The organism is Micrococcales bacterium (assembly GCA_009784895.1).
Taxonomy (GTDB): domain Bacteria; phylum Actinomycetota; class Actinomycetes; order Actinomycetales; family WQXJ01; genus WQXJ01.
Window position 1 is genome coordinate 21,466 of sequence record WQXJ01000022.1, and the last position, 16,379, is coordinate 37,844.

Annotated in this window: 7 protein-coding genes; 2 read left to right on the forward strand and 5 right to left on the reverse strand. The window is 62.2% G+C overall.

Annotation, left to right across the window (positions count from 1 at the left end):
- Nucleotides 1-39 precede the first annotated feature (39 nt).
- The 3 genes from FWD29_05500 to pgsA form a co-directional block, all read right to left on the reverse strand.
- Complete coding sequence (locus tag FWD29_05500) at nucleotides 40-342, reverse strand: helix-turn-helix domain-containing protein (GenBank protein MCL2803392.1); 303 nt, start codon at nucleotides 340-342, stop codon at nucleotides 40-42.
- Between the two features lie 177 nt (nucleotides 343-519).
- The gene (locus tag FWD29_05505; protein ID MCL2803393.1) at nucleotides 520-1,038 is read right to left on the reverse strand and encodes a nicotinamide-nucleotide amidohydrolase family protein; all 519 of its coding nucleotides are present in this window, start codon (nucleotides 1,036-1,038) and stop codon (nucleotides 520-522) included.
- A 13-nt stretch (nucleotides 1,039-1,051) separates the two neighbouring features.
- Complete coding sequence (gene pgsA / locus FWD29_05510) at nucleotides 1,052-2,650, reverse strand: CDP-diacylglycerol--glycerol-3-phosphate 3-phosphatidyltransferase (protein MCL2803394.1); 1,599 nt, start codon at nucleotides 2,648-2,650, stop codon at nucleotides 1,052-1,054.
- A gap of 341 nt (nucleotides 2,651-2,991) precedes the next feature.
- Here pgsA and FWD29_05515 point away from each other — a divergent pair, with 341 nt between their 5' ends.
- Both FWD29_05515 and FWD29_05520 read left to right on the forward strand, forming a co-directional pair.
- Nucleotides 2,992-8,709 carry a hypothetical protein gene (locus tag FWD29_05515; protein ID MCL2803395.1) on the forward strand — a complete coding sequence of 1,906 codons (5,718 nt, stop codon included), beginning with the start codon at nucleotides 2,992-2,994 and terminating at the stop codon, nucleotides 8,707-8,709.
- Between the two features lie 91 nt (nucleotides 8,710-8,800).
- Nucleotides 8,801-9,409 (forward strand): class F sortase, encoded by a 609-nt coding sequence (locus FWD29_05520; GenBank protein ID MCL2803396.1) that lies wholly within the window; start codon nucleotides 8,801-8,803, stop codon nucleotides 9,407-9,409.
- 46 nt (nucleotides 9,410-9,455) lie between these two features.
- Here FWD29_05520 and FWD29_05525 read toward each other — a convergent pair whose 3' ends face one another.
- Both FWD29_05525 and FWD29_05530 read right to left on the reverse strand, forming a co-directional pair.
- Nucleotides 9,456-11,975, reverse strand: a complete 2,520-nt coding sequence (locus FWD29_05525; protein MCL2803397.1) for a DNA translocase FtsK — start codon at nucleotides 11,973-11,975, stop codon at nucleotides 9,456-9,458.
- 193 nt (nucleotides 11,976-12,168) lie between these two features.
- Complete coding sequence (locus FWD29_05530; protein MCL2803398.1) at nucleotides 12,169-16,359, reverse strand: Ig-like domain-containing protein; 4,191 nt, start codon at nucleotides 16,357-16,359, stop codon at nucleotides 12,169-12,171.
- Nucleotides 16,360-16,379: the final 20 nt, after the last annotated feature.

The following is a 16,379-nucleotide window of genomic DNA, read 5'->3' on the forward strand; positions in this document are numbered from 1 at the left end:
GCCCAGTCAGGACCGGCATCAGCTAAAAGCGCCATGGGGCTAGCGCACACCAGCCATTGGACGGTTACGGGCTTCCAGCAAACCCTCTGGGGTGTCAGGAATCCAATTGTCCTCTGCCAGCGCCATCCGATCGGCGACCTCACGCAGAGTTGCCCAAAGCGGCAGCTCAAGGGCCTCGCAAATGGCGGCCAGGAGCTCTGAAGAAGCTTCCTTTTGGCCCCGCTCGACCTCAGAGAGGTAGCCCAGCGAGACCTTGGCGGCGGAAGAAACCTCGCGCAGAGTGCGGCGCTGGCTCAGCCGCACAGAACGTAGAACCTGCCCCAGTTCGTCTCTGAGCAACATGGCTGGCTTGGCACCCCCTTCCACCGGGTTTCGATTCGCGACAGCTTGGCTGGTCTGCGGCCTAGCCGGCATCTTGTTGGTAATACGGTACCGCTTCACGGCGGCATGTCCATTACGGTCAGTTGTCTGGTTCGATACTAGTTTGTTCACATTACTAACAAACGCCGCACCGGCCGCCTATATTCCTTCGGTTTGCCTAATTGTGGCATCGGCCAGCTCGAGTGCCCTGGTCACGGTCAACAGCCGGACTTGAGCCCGGTCGCCTTCGACCCGCAAAGCCCGGATTGCCGGAGTGTCCTTGGCCCAGGAGCAGGCCACGAAGACCGTGCCAGGTTCAAGCCCATAGGCCGGGTCCGGCCCCGCCACGCCAGTAGTAGCAATACCCACGTCAGCCCCAAGAACGCGCCGGACACCTAGCGCCATCTGCCCCGCGGTGGTGCCGTTTACAGCGCCACGGTCCTCCAACAACTCCCCGTCAACCGCCAGCAGATGATGTTTGACATCCGGCGAATAGGCCACCACACCACCCCGGAACACATCGCTGGCACCGGGCACATCGACAATTGACGCACTTAGCAGACCACCGGTTAGCGATTCGGCCACGGCCACCGTCAGTGAGCGCTGCCTCAACAGTTCGATCAGCTGGTTGGCCCGGCCTTCGTTGTCAAGGCTGCCGGGCGTTCGCCAAGGTGCCACTGACTTATTCCTTTCATTTTGGGGACTGTGAGGAATCCGGGTTCAAACCGACCCGTTGGCGCAGGCGGGCCAGCCGCTCTTCGACAGAGGGCTGGAATCTGGCGCCCGATGCCGGCCCTTCGCCACCTGGCCCGGCCTGGCCTTGACCAGGCGGTGCGGTCCGCGCAGTCAACGGTGGGCCGGCCGGCAGATCCTCTCTTAGCTGGGTTCGCAGGGCTTCAGTTCGCCGCCGGATCTCGGCCAAAGTTGCCTGATCTGGCGCACCGGGCGGTTGGCTGGTTGGAGGTGACCCAGTGGTCTCCATCGCGGCTGGTTGACCAAAACCAGGTGCCTTTGTGGCTGGAGCCCCACCCCCAAATTGAACCGGTCCCTCAGGCCCGGCCGGCTCGGCCGGGACCGGAGCACCAAAGGCGGGCAACTGCACTGGGGACGGCTGAGGCAGAACCGGCGGCGCTGGCCTGACAGGACGAGCTGGTCTTTGAGGTGCCGGCGTTCGGATTGGCCTGGCCGGACGGATCGGCGTGGCTGGCCGGATCGGCGTGGCTGGCCGGATCGGCGTGGCTGGCCGCGCCGGCGAAACTGCTTCGGCTTGGCCTGGCGACTGGGCCGGGCCAGGCGTTTTCGCAGGTCGTGGTGTTTGGGCTGGTCGTGGTGTTTGGGCTGGTCGTGGTGTTTGGGCCGGGCGAGGCGTTGTCGCTGGTCGAGGCGGCTGTTCAGGTTTGACCGGGCTGGCCGGCCTGATCGGGGTGGCCGGCCTGGCCGATTCTGCCTGCCTTAGCGGCCGGGACACCTTGGCCCGCGACGCCGAACTGGCTATCCCGGCCGGCCGTTCCACTTCAGACCAGCTAGGAGCCGCAATGCCACTAGGACCGCCGCGTTCGGCCGGCGCCTTGACCGCGGCCTTGGATCCTTGGTCGTCTTCCCAGCCTTCAACTGGCCGGTCAGCCTTGACATCGGCGGTGGTGACGTCACCGGTTCCTTGTTTCTCCTCAAGTACCTTGGCCAACGGGTCATTGGCTGCCCGCCGTTCTTGCCAAACCGTCCAGATTCGCGCCAGAATCGCAAAACCAGTCGCCACGGTCACCGCCACGGCCAGAATCATTGTGACCGCTGCCATCGCCCAGAGCCAGGTATAGGTGGGCCAAGCCCTGGCCAATATGTACAGCGCAACGGCAGCCACCTGCAAGGCGGTCTTCAGCTTTCCGCCGGCCGTTGCCGGGATTACCTCATGGCGCACCACCACTAGTCGCGCCACGGTCACCAGCAGCTCGCGCAGCAAGATCAGCACCACCACAACGAGCGACAGCTCTCCATTGATCGTCAAGGCAATCAGCGCCGCTGCCATCAGTGCCTTATCAGCTATCGGGTCAGCCAGTTTGCCAAAGTCAGTTTCCAAGTTCCGCGAACGTGCCAAAAAGCCGTCCAGCTTGTCGGTTGCCGCAGCCAGCAGGAAAACGCCGCATGCGATCAGGCGCCAATTCAGTTGGCCTTCGCCACCTTTGAAGAAGACAACCAGGAAAACGGGCACCAGTACCAGCCGCAACACCGTTAGGGCATTGGCGACGTTGACTACCGGGGCTGAGGACCGGTCAACCTCAGGCACGCTGGACACGCTCTGTAGCCTACCGGCGCGCAGGTCAGTTGGGCTGCGACTGGCCACCAATACCATCTTGACCTGCGGTGGATTGGGGCATCTGCCCCGCTCGAAGACACTTACAACAATCGATTCTTGAGGGTCACTGCCTCCTTTGCTGCTGGAGGTAGGTAGAATGACTCTTTACGGCTTGCAGGGCAGAACAGCTCCTTTTGCCAGGTGCCCGGAGGCATTCGCGCCTGTTGGACAGGTGGTTCGCGGCGGTGTAACTGACAGATGACGCAACCTGATGCATCCCAGGGAACAGGGGAATGAGGATGATGGGTTCCAAGTTTGGGCGGCAATTATCTTTGGCTTGGGTGACGTCAGCCAGTATCGGTATTGCCCTAGTGTTCAGCGGCGTTACCCCAACTGCGAGCGCTGCCCCACCCACGCCAGACCCAGCCGCAAAGGTATCTGACCCTGCTACCTACCAAGACTATCCGGCCAAATACAACACCGAGGAGTATTTGCAGCAAGTCACCACCCCTGGCCGGATTTGGACCGACAAGTCAACGTTCAGTGATGACATCGACACTACACACGGCCACCCTGTGATGGACCCTACCGACACGTTGCCCTTGGGTGCCGATGAACTGGGCGTGGCCCTGTCGGCACTGGGCTCTACCCGGCACATCATTGAAGAGCAGCCGGTGCCGGTCGACCTAGTCCTGGTTCTCGACAATTCGTTCTCGATGAACCAGTGCGTCGACAGCAGCCTGAACTGCAACACCGCAGCCACCTACCAAAACTCACGGGCCTATGCCATGGTGCAGTCCGTCAATTTGGCGATAAAGACCATAATGGCCGCCAACAGTGCCAATCGGGTCGCTCTGGTGCAGTTCGGCACCGGGGCGGGGTTGCTGCTACCCCTGGCCGCACCGACTCCAATTAACGCGGCCGGTGATTACGTATTGTTTCAACCGCCAACCGGTACCGGCACCGCCATGTTTCTGCAGTTCGGCCCGGCTGCCGCCACCAACCGACTCCAGATTGGCGGCACCACAGCTCAGTCGACCAATATGCAGGCCGGTTTTGTCACCGGTATGCGGGTCTTGACGGGCCAGGCCTCGAGCAATGTATCTGGCGCAAACCAGCGGTACCCGAACGTCATCATGTTCACTGACGGTGAGCCAACTCTGTCCTATAGCGACTCGAATTGGTACAACCCAACGTCTACTGCCACTCAAGGGCCGTCTGCGCCGCCAGCGGCCCCCAACAACGTGCCGTTTGGCAACGGTTTTAGGGCGGCATTGGCGGCGGCGCTGCTAAAGAACCAAATCACGGCGGTCTACAACAACCCAACTTTCAACCAGGCCAATGGCTTACCTCAAGTAGACGCCGCCGTCTACACCGTTGGTCTTGGCATCGATGCATTGAGCCCAAACGGTAGAGAAGTCGCCCTGGCCACCCTCGACCCGGTGCATCAGATGACCCCTGGAGCCACTGGCGCCGCGGCCAGGTTCAACACCGCCTGGACCAGTTTCGCGGCCTCGCCCACTGGCCGGGCCCACGTCCAGGTGGTCGGAACGGCCACCACCGGCGGCACCTGGGTCTACTTGGACCAGCCAACGGCGCCTTTTGCCATCTACAACCCCAGGCAGCCCAACGTGCCGGACGTGACCTTGAGTGCAGGCATGGGCTACAACGACGCCTACTATTCGGCCAACACGGCCAGCGACCTGATCGATGCCTTCAACAAGATTATCCAGACCATTACCAACTCAACGCCACAGTATCCAACCCTGATCGAAGGCGACCAAAACGCCACCTCCTCCGGTTTCGTTACCATGACCGACCAGCTTGGCCCGTTCATGCAGGTCAGCGATCCATCATCGATGCTGTTGACCTTCTGCTCGAACCCAGAATCCATCCCGGACCTTGATAATTGCGATCCGGTACACTTCTCGACTCCGAGCGCCACAACACCCAGCCCTGGAGTGACGAGATACACCTTCACCGGCACCTACCAGGCGAACATCCTAGCCGGGCCCCAAAACGTGGCAGGCATTGTTATTGAGGTCAGACGTGACGCCTCGCTGGCCACTGGGGACGTGGTGACCTTCCAGGTTCCGGCCGCATTGCTGCCAATAAACGACTCAGTGGTCACCTTGAGGTCTTCGGCCAGCGGCGTCACTCCAGTGTCGATGCAACGTTACGTTTCCCGGCCGGTCCATCTCTTCTTCAAGGTGGCACCCAAACCAGGTGTGGCTGACGCTATCGCCAACCCACTGTCACTTAACACCGCCAGTGGGGCGCAGCCCGGTGACGGCACGGCCTTGGCGGCATACCTGGCCGCAAACACCGACACCAATGGGCAGGTCCGGTTCTACTCCGACGATTTCACTGTCACAGGCAGCGGCGTAAGCAGGACAGTGACACCACTCTCTATTGCCGTCTTCACTCCGGCGATGGCTAATCCGTTCTACCGTTTTGGCACCAACACTCCGCTATTCGCCGACTCGAACTTGACAGTCCCACTGACCCTGGCTGACTGGAACGCCCTGCCCAACGCGGCAACGGTTTACTACGGCAACACCGTCTACTACTACGATGATCCGCCCACCAACAGCGTTGTGGCGGTGCGCACCGATGCGCTGGCCACAACCAAGGCACAACTGGCGGCGGCCGAGGACGCCACCCACCAGATCGCCGCCGTCGGTGGCCAGATGACAGCACCAGCTGGCCTGCTAAATTTCGCCCGTCCTGGCGACTTGGACGCAGTCAAGTGCCTGCCTGGCGACTCAGGCTGGGATACAAGCGGGCCAACCTGCGCCGATCCCACCGGCGCGTACGGCAACCTAACCGACACCGCCACCTATGCCCGGCTAACCCAGTTCACCTCCGAGGTTCCGACCAGACTACTGGGCAACAACGCCTTCCTGGCCTACAACCTGCCCGGCCAGCTGGCCATTAGCAAGACGGTGCAGGCCGCGCCAGGGCTCAACCCCGATCCGGCCACCCCCTTCACATTCACGGTCAACCTGCGGGAGGACAACGCGGCCGGCGCCCCTATCGTGGGCGACTTCGACTACTGCATCTTTGACCAGACGGACCTGACCTTGCCTGTCAGTTGTCCCGGCACCATCGCCGATGGCGACAGCCTAACCATCACAGCTGAGCAAACAGCCATAATCTACGGCCTGCCTGATTCGACCTACTGGTCGGTCAGCGAGCAGGCGCCACTGCCACCGGGATTCACCAACACCCAGCCCGCCGGGGGCACCACCAGCGGGACTATCACCGCACCGGACACCTCTACCGCCAGTTTTGTCAACACCTACGCGGCCGCCCCAGTTGATATCGCGGCGAACGCCTCCAAGACTCTGACCGGGCGGCCGTGGGCGGCCGGTGACGTGTTCCAGGCCAGGATGTGCCCGTACCCCCTGCCCGGTACCGGCAGCGCCGTGCAATGCGATGTCGAGACCTTCCAGCAGATTGGCACTACAAACCAAGGCACGGTTACGTTCCCAAGCCTGACCTTTGACACACCGGGCGTCTACACCTTTACGATCTCAGAGGTCATCGATAACCCAACACCGGGGATCTCGCATTCGGCGGCGGTCTTCCAGTGGACGGTGACGGTGACCGACAATGGCAGCGGCCAGCTGGTGGCGACGGAACAGTGGACGCAGACAGTCGACCACAATGGCCTGCCCATCACTCCGCCCGCGCTGGTCACGGAAGCCGAATTCGAAAACACCTACGACCCGAATGCCATCAGCGAGCCGTTGACCGCCACCAAGATGATCAGCGACAACTCGCTGGCCGGAGGCAATCTGCGCACCCCAACCAGCTCCTTCGACTTCACCTTCAGCTACCTCGGGGCCGACCTCCAGTCAGGGGGCAACCCGGCGGTGCCGCCGCCACTGTTCTACCCGTCCGATCCGGGCCCGGTGACGGTGGCCTCGGCCGGCTCGGCCATCCACTCCCCGGCCGTCATCTACACCCCAGACCACATTGGGCACAGCCTCTTTTTCAACGCCGTCGAATCCGGGTCCGGCGTGCCGCCCAACGTCACCGTTTCCGATGCCGTCTGGTTCTGGCAGGTCGCTGTCGCCACCGACCCAGGCTCGGGTGATATTACGTTGGCGGTGACCAATTGCGTCACGACCCAGGCGGCTATTACCCCGGCCGCCCCGTTTGGCAGCTGCGACCCCACCGCCGCCGGTGCCTGGGCGGCTACCAGTGAGGATGACCGCCTGTTTGTCAATACCTATTCCCCTGACGACGTCGACGCCTTCTTAGAAGCAGTCAAGACTCTTCAAGGCCGTCCGTGGACCACTGCCGACTCGTTCAGCTTCACGCTAACCGCCAACGACCAGGCCACCACTGACGCGCTGACCAGCGGGGACATTGCCTTTGACACAAGCTCAGCGACTTGTCCTGGTGTCACGGTCACCGGCCAAGAAGCCACAGTCACAGTTGACTCCACCGCCCAAACCAGTAATCAGGCGCCATTCTGCTTCGCCCTTACTCTCAGCCAGCAGGGCGCCTACCAATTCGCCTTGACTGAGACCGGTCGCACCGGCCCAACCAACGGCATGACATACGACACCCACACTGCCATTTTCGACGTGGTTGTGACCGGTGGCACCACCGCCGGCCAGCTCCAGGCTGATGTGACACTGCGCAACTCGCAGAACGCCACAGCCCAGTTTGTCAACCGCTACCAGGCGACCCATAGCTTCGCCGGGCTGAACCTGTGGAAAGACCTGACCGGCCGTGACCTGGCGATAGGTGAGTTCTCGTTCACGCTGACGGGGTTAGACCAAGCCGCCTGCGACAAAGCGTCGCTGCCGTCACCGCCGCCATGCACGGTGCCGTTTACGAACGCCAACGGCACCGGCGACCCTATCTACACTCATTTGCCAGCCCAGTTCTCCTTCACCCAGGACGACCTAGGTGAGACCTTCACCTACACCGTGGTCGAATCGACCACTCCGGCTTTGGGCGGGGTCACCCATGACACCACGACTTTCACGGTCACACTTACCCCCCAGTTCGACCCGGCTACCGGCACCATCTACGTGTTGACGGACGTGACCAGCTCGGCCGGTGGCACGGTCAGTTACGATTCGCGCACCGACCCCACTCCATTGCTGACCTTTGCCAACACCTACCTGGCGGCGGCGGTTCAGGCCAGACCAACGTTTACCAAGACGCTCTCAGGCCGGGCTTGGACCCAACAAGACGAGTTCAGTTTCACCATCACTGCCTTGACACTGGGGGCGCCAATGCCCGCGCTTACTGACATCACGGTCGGTTACGCCGACCAATCAGGTAATACGGCCCCGTTCGATTTTGGTGATATCACCTTTAGCAGTACTGGCGTCTTCCAGTACGCCGTGGCAGAAGTCACCCCAAGTCCCCTACCTGGCGGGATGGTGATCGACCAGACACCTTCCATCGTCACAATTACCGTGACCGATGACGGACAGGGCAACCTTGTCGCCGCGATCGACTATGACGGCATCGCCTTCCCCATAAACCGCGATTTCGTCAACTTCTATCAGCCAACCGCGGCCACCGTTTCGTTGTTATTCACAAAGACGCTGACGGGCCGGGCTTGGACCTCGGCAGACTCTTTCGAGTTCAGGATCACGGCAGTGACACAGACGGCACCGCTACCGCCTGCGTCGTCAGTGACTGTGACCCGGGCCAACCGGAACTCATTCGGCTTTGGACCCATCGTCATCACCCAGGCGGGCGTTTTCCGGTACTCGGTTATGGAGACCCGGCCCTCAACTGTGACCAATGGGGTAAGCCCGGACCCGAATCCCCGCACAGCGGTGGTTACCGTGGTAGACGACGGCCAGGGCAACCTTGTGGCAAGCGTCACCTACCCAAATGGCCAGGCGTTTATCAACACCTATTCGCTGGTCCCTGTACCCTCGCCACCGACGCCGCCGTTTGGACCACCTCTGGTCGCCACGGGCGGCCAGCTTGTGGGCCAAGGGTTGCCGTTTGCGCTGGCGGTCGGGTTGTTGCTGATGGCAGTGGCGATCAGGTTGGTTCGTCGACAGCTAAGAGCCTGAACCGGTGGACCGGCCGCCGGTGCGCAACACCGATCAAGGGCCAAAGGATAGGCAGCCGTCGAGCAGAAACAGATCCAAGAAGCGCTTCGTCTTGTCATTGCTGTCTATCCTTTTGCTCGCCGCCGGCGGCCTAGCCTTATGGCAGTCAGACCTGTTTAGGTCAGCCCTGTCGCCGGCCGGTGCGCTCCGCGATATGCACGGCAATCTCGTCACCCCCGACCCAGATGCCATTATCGACGACCCGACGGCCGAATCCGACATTGGCCTGCGTTTCAAGGTTCCGTCAGTCAGGCTTGACGTCCCGCTCGGTCAAACGGCAGCGGTCAAAGGACGGATCGGTCCGCCCGGCTTCACCTCCGCCTACTGGGTCTCCAATCTTGGGGTCTGGGTCGAAAACGCTACGGAGGGCACCGTCTACATCGCCGCTCACTCGCTGCGTCATGGCGGCTGGGCCCCCGGAAACGCGCTGTTCGACATTGAAACTCAGCGGTCTATGGTGTTGCCGGGCGACCAGATTGTGGTTGGCGACCAGGTCTATTCCGTGACCGAAACCAAGATTATTGCGAAACCTGAGGTTGGCAAGACCGGGCAGCTCTGGCAGAACACACCAAAGCGGCTGGTTGTCTTCACCTGTCTCCAGAACCGCCAGAACACAGCGTCAACGGACAATATGGTGATTATCGGCACCCTGGTGGAATAGGTCCAGTGGGCTTGTCGACCGTCAGGCAGCCCGGTTCCCAAGCAGGTCAGCCCGGCTGTGGCGGGCCCTCGGACCCACCTAGGTCTGACCCAACCGGCGCCTCGGCGCGGGCCGGGCCAACTGCGGCATCGGAGGCCTCATGCGGGCCGGCCGGTGCCTCGTCTCCCCGCAACGACGCCAACACCTGTGCCAACGATTCAGGCGGCACCAACACATCGCGAGCCTTGGACCCTTCAGAGGGACCAACCACGCCGCGCGACTCGAGCAAATCCATCAGCCGGCCGGCCTTAGCGAAACCGACCCGCAGCTTTCGCTGCAGCATGGAAGTCGAACCGAATTGAGTCGAAATGACCTGCTCGGCGGCCTGCAATAGCAAATCGAGGTCGTCGCCAATATCGTCCTCGATTTGACGCCGCTTATTGGCCGGGGCCACCACATCGGGCCGGTATTCGGCCTGGGCTTGCCCCTTGACGTGGTCCACCACGGCGTGGATTTCGCTCTCCCCAACCCAGGCGCCTTGCACCCGCAGAGGGCGCGAGGAGCCGTAGGGCAAGAACAAGGCGTCGCCCTGGCCAACAAGTTTCTCCGCCCCTGGTTGATCCAAGACCACTCGCGAATCAGTCTGGGATGAGGTGGCGAAAGCCAAGCGTGAAGGGATATTTGCCTTGATGACACCGGTGACCACGTCAACTGACGGGCGCTGGGTGGCCAAGACCAGGTGGATGCCGGCCGCCCGGGCCAGCTGGGTGATGCGCTGGACTGAAGCCTCGACATCGCGGGGCGCCACCATCATTAGGTCAGCCAGTTCGTCCACTACCACCATCAGATACGGGTAGGGCCGTAACACCCGCTTGGAGCCTTCCGGCGGGTGGATGGTGCCGGCTCTGACCGCCTTGTTGAAATCGTCAAGGTGTTTGAAGCCAAAGTTCTCCAGATCGTCGTAGCGGGCGTCCATTTCGCGCACTACCCAGTCCAGGGCCTCAGCCGCCTTTTTCGGGTCGGTGATGATGGGCGTGATCAAGTGTGGAATGCCGCCATAGATGGTCAACTCGACCCGCTTGGGGTCAATCAACACCATCCGCACCTCATCCGGGGCAGCCCGCATCAGCAGGGAGACCACCATGGCGTTGACAAATGAACTCTTGCCGGAGCCGGTGGCCCCGGCCACCAGTAAATGCGGCATCTTGGTCAAATTGGCCACGACGTAACCGCCGCCCACGTCTTTGCCCAGGCCAACCACCATGGGATGACCGTGGCGCCGGGCCGCGCCGCTGGCCAGCACGTCGCCCAGCGGCACCGTTTCGCGCACCTTGTTTGGTATTTCAATGCCAATGGCGCTTTTGCCTGGAATAGGCGAAAGGATCCGAACTTCGGGGCTGGCCACGGCGTAGGCAATGTTGCGCTGCAACTGGGTGATCCGTTCCACCTTCACACCCGGACCCAACTCGACTTCGAACCTGGTAACAGTTGGCCCGCAGGTGAAACCGGTGACACTGGCGTCGACCGAAAACTGTTCGAAAACCTCTTCCAGGGCGGCCACAACAATGCCGGCACCGTCAATTGATTTACCCTTTGGTAGATCCTTGACCAGTAGCTTCGGGTCCGGCAGCTCGTAGAGCACATCCCCGGTGAGCTCGCCTTGAGTGCCGGGAGGCAGGGCCTGAGGCATCAACTTGGTGCCGGCCGGTTCCGGGGCGCCAGCGCCGCCCAAGACCAACGGCCCGGCGTCGACTGCGCCGCCGTTAGTGGTTGGCAACCCTGCTCCGTCTAGTTCGCCACCGTCTTCAGGTGTCACCAGGAGATCGGTGACATCGTCTGGTTCACCCAGGGCGTCTTCAGTTTGGTCCTGTGGCGAACGGTAGGCCTCATCATGCGCGTAGCCGCCTGGCACCCGCGGGCCATCTGCACCCTTTGGCCGGCCGGCACTGGACCCGACCCTAAGGCCGAGCGCTCTAACGCCCTGGCGCAGACGGCGCGGTATTTGGGTGACAGGTGTCTTTGTGACGATCAGGAGGCCAAACAAACCCAGCACCAAGAACAAAATGAAGGCCACCCAGCGGTTGACTAACACCGCCACACCCCATCCGAGCAGACCAACCGCGCCGCCGGCACCACGCACGGCAGCCCAACCGTCGGTGGGCGATGGCAGGCCGCGGCCAATCTCGATCAGCGAGCAGATCGCCACCGCCATCGCCAGGAAGCCAACCAGAATGCGTGAATTGTCTTCCTTCCGGTCGGGATGCCGCATCAGCCGCACGGCCATAAACACCAGCAACACTGGCACGGCTTTGCTCAAGACCCCAACCGACCCGGCTACCAGCCAGTCGATGGCCCTGCCGGCTAGGCCGCTGAGGCCAAACCAGCTTTGCGCGGCCACCACTATGGCCAGGCAAATCAGGCCCAGGGCGCCGCCGTCGCGGCGTTGTTCGGGTGACAGGGCGCGGGCGCCTTGGCCAATCCGGCGCGCCAGCGAGCCAAGGGCGTGGGCCAAGCCCAGCCAAACCGCCCTTAGTGCGCGCAGTGGCCACGCCAGTGGCTGGTCGATGGGCTCGCCTGCCTTGGTCAAGAAGTCTTGCTCCTTTTGTTTGGGCTCGTTCAGTCGACCGGTTGGCGGTCGCGGGCGGCTTCAACGCTACCCGGCTCAGGCCACCCAACCACGCACGTCAGCCGCGAGTCCGAGCTTCTGCTGGCAGCGGTCTAGTTGGGTGCCGGGCGGGGCTGGGGCAAGCCCCTGCCCGGCGCCACAATCAATCGCCTGGCTAGTCGTTGTCTTGGCGGTCCCGCCGGCGGCGGGCCGCGATCAGCAATATGCCTAACGCGACCAACACCGCCGCGATCGCGGCCGGTATGCCAACGTTTGAGCCGGTGAACGGCAAGCCGTTGCTGGTCGAGCCGGCGCCAGCAGCCGAACCCGAGCCGGGTGCCGGGTCGTTGCCAGGCCCGCTGCCCGGCGGCCCAGTCGAAGCTTGGGCAACCACTTGGAACTGGGCTTCAGTTGTGCCGGATAGGGCCCCGGTCAGGACAAACTTGTGCGTGCCGGGATCTGTGCCCGCCGGAATGGCAAATGTCCAGGTGGCCTCGCCATTGGCATCGGCCGTCTGGCTGCCTAGGGCCACCGGCTTCGAATTCATCACTGCGCTAGCCGACTCGCCAGGCTGAAGATTCTTGACCGTAACGGTTTGCTTGGCCCCGACAACCAGTTTGATCACCGCCGCCACCGCCTTGGGCAGGCCCACACGCCAGCTGGTTGTGGTCGAATTGCCAACCGGGTCGGTGAACTTGATGGTGACAATCCCACCCTCGCTTAGGGCGGCAGCCAGATTGCATGACCAGCTGCCGCCAGTGCCAACTGTGACACTGCATAGGATTGTGCCGCTGGCGTTGGAGATCGTTACCGTGCCACCTGACTCGGCCTGACCTTTGAAGACCTTGCCGTCAGTTGGAAGCAACTTCAAAAGTGGCGTTGTCGCCTTGACCTTGACCGCCGCCGGGGCCGAGCTGAAGGTGTGGTTGGCCACCGCCACCGGGGTGGTGTGGACCGCCGGGTCGAGGTATTGCAGGTTCTGCGACCTGGCCAGCAGCTCGGTACCATGCGCCAAAGCGGTGGCAAATTCGCAGGTCCAGTCGCCGCTGGCATTGGCGAACGTGATGCAGACGGATTCGCCCGTCGCACCGGAGACTACCTGAATTTGATGGTTCGGCTCGGCCCGTCCGCTGACGGCCCGCGGCCCGGCCACGGCTGTGGCGAAGGTCGGGGCGGCCGGCGTTGAGACAAACCTAACCGTGACGGTGCCACTGGCCGCAGTCCCGTTGACGGTGAAACCAAAGACCGCGTCCCCCGGCGAACTGGAACTGACGCTGACGCCAAAGGAGCCGTCGGCGTTTAGGGCGGCCAGGCCGGCATCGGACACCACCACGCCTGTCTTGGCGGTGCTCACCCGCACCTCGGCATCTGGCAGGTTGAGCCGGTTGCCCAAAGGCCCAAACAGGGTCACTGTCAGGCGGGCCTGGTCTACCGCGCCGCGACCCAAGGTGTTAGCCAGATTGGCTTCGACGTAACCACGGTTGGTTTCGATGGTCGATTCGGCCAGCGAAGGACCGGATTCGATCGAGGCAAACACCAGGGTCAGCGGCGCACCGGAGACGGTTACCTCTGGGAAACCGGGCAGGGTGATGGACAGGTTGACGGTTTCGGCCGTTGCGTCAGTGACCTGGACCGTGGCCGCCCCAATGGCCGATGTCGCCACCTCGAGTTGGTTTGGTGACGCGCCTTGGGCGCCGGCGATGCGAGCCGAGCCGCTGGCCGTGAATCGAACGGTGACATCGGGCAGCGGCGCGCCGGCGGCGTCTTTGACCCAAACCACGGCGGTGTGGGCGGCCACGCCGTCACTGGGTGTGGTGCCAAGCGAAGCGGTCGCCACGGCCTGTGGCATGGAACTGCTGGCCGCGAACTCGACTTGGGCGGGCGAGTTTTCGACCGTGATTGCGCCGATGCCGGGTGGCAAGGCCGCGGTCACGTTGACTACCTCTGCGGTCAGGTCGGTGATTTCGATCCGCGCGGTTCCCTGAGGCGAGGTCTGCACCGTCATGGTGTTGGGCGGCGTGGCCGTCGAACCGACAATCCTGGCCGCGCCGTCAACCGAGAACGACACCTCTACACCGGGGACTGGCCCACCAAGCGAATCAGTCAAAGTCACCGTGGCCGTGTGCCGGCCTATCGCATCATTGACCACCACGCCAGACGAAACCGCCAACACGGCACTGGCCAGATCCAACGGCTCGTTGCAGCAGGCCGTGAACCGGGCCATATCAGGGCCGGGCAGATTCTCGATTTTCCAACCCTCGTCAGGCCAAGCCGAATCCAGGTTCGCCCAAACCTCAATTCGGTAGTCGCCAACCACTCTTGAAGCCACTGTCGCCACATAAACTCCAGGCGAGGTTTCAGTGAACTCAGAGATATCTAGATTGGACCCAGTCCCGGCCGACCCAAACGCCCGCAAGTTCGCCGCCTTGCCAGTCACCGGGGAGCCAACCAGGTCAATCCAATGGGCCGTTATGGTGACCGTCTGGACACCATCCGCGGAAGCCGGTGTGCCGGAGACCTCAAACCACTCGGTGGCCGCCGGGATAATCAACTCGTAGAACGAGGCATAAACCGACGTTGCGGTCGAAGACTCCCCCGCAATTTGGGCGGTCACCGGATAGGAACCTGGATCAGCCGACCACAATGACATCTCTGCCACACCCAGCAGGTCAACACTAGTGCCAGTAGTGACCGTGCAGGTCGCACCTGGGCCACCATCAACCGACTCAGCTTCGGTGCAACCGGTCGCTGACGTCCCCGCCGGTACCGTAAAGGCCACATCAACCCCACCAGTCAAAACCGGTGGCGTCTCATCCGTCGACACTGTCGCCCTGATTACCTGCGGTTCAAGATGAACCAACGACGCCTCAACCGGTGCCGCCAATGACAACTCCAACGCCGCCGGGATGCTCGGCTCAAACTTCGCCTCCAAGGAAATAGAGGTCAACCAATAGTCAGAGTTGCTGTACCCGACCAGGTAATCCGCTGCCGTAGTCGCGGTCACCTTGATACTCCAGTGACCCGGCGATGTCTCGACCGGAGTGCCGAACGTCGCCCCTGCCGGTGTCGAGGTTATGGCCCTAGTGCCGGTGTTATCGAGCCTGGGCCTCTCTGGTTCCAGCACTCTCGGATGATCAAGATCGGCCTTCACTACGTAGCAGTCCACACCGTCAGCCAAAACCGCAGGATGGGACGCAGTGATCGGGTTGCATGGCTCGATCCACCAGGTGGGCCACCAATCGCCGTGGGGTCGGTAGAAATTGGCCACATCGTTTGGATTTGGCAAGGCCAACTCGGTCACCTGCCGCCTATTCCCGCCAGGCGTACCCGGCTCGCCAAGTTCGACAAAGGCCATGATCCGGAAAGCACCAGGCGAAAGCGACGTCACAGTAGCCACATAAACCCCAAGTGTCGCAGTCTCGGCAAATCTAGAAACCGTGGGTAAGGCCCCATTGTCTGTTAGCAGTAGAACAGTCAACCGGTCAGCTATGCCTGTAAGCGGTTTGCCGGCAGCGTCGTGCGCGGTGACCGTGATTGTGACAGTGTCCCTACCATCGTCGCGCGCCGCATCAGGCGACACCCTCAAGGTATACCGAGCCGTGGTCAGTAGTCCGTGGAGATCCGTAAAGTCAATCTGGGCGGGCGAGTTTTCGACGGTCACGGCGCCGATGCCGGGTGGCAAGGAAGCCGTAACATAGGCAAGCCCAGCCCACGGTGACGTTATCTCAATCCGGGCGACACCCAAGGCTGAAGTCTCAACCGTCAGGGAATTGGGTGGCGTCGCCTCCGAGCCCACAATCTGAGACATGACACTAACCGCGAACGACACCGCGACATCGGGCACACCCATGCCATTCTCGTCAGTCACCGTCACCGTGGCCGTGTGAACACTCACACCATCACTCAGCACCTGGCCAGACGAAACCGTCAACACCGCGCTAGCTACCTGCGGCGGGGAACAACAAGCCACGAAATGGGCCACATCATTCAGGTCCGGTGCTTCTAGTTCGGTCAGCCGGAAACCGTCATCTCTTGAGGTGACCGGACCGGTGTAACTGAAATAGACCTCAACCCGGTAGTTGCCAACCACGGTCGATGTCACGGCCGCCTCGTAAACCCCAGGCTCGGTCTCAACGAACTCAGAAACACTCAAATACGACTCGGTACCAGCCGGCCCGAAAGCCTTCAACTTCGCAGCCAAACCACCAGCCGGAATCTTGAAAATGTGATCCTGAGCCTTAACCCGAACCGTCGCCGCATCATTACCCGTCGACAAACTACCTGGCGTCACCCAAACACTGAAATCCAGCCCCTCAACGCTAGGCGGCGGTTCAACAAACCTGGCTGCCAGGTTCTGCAAACCCATCGAACCTTGGTAGGCGAGCC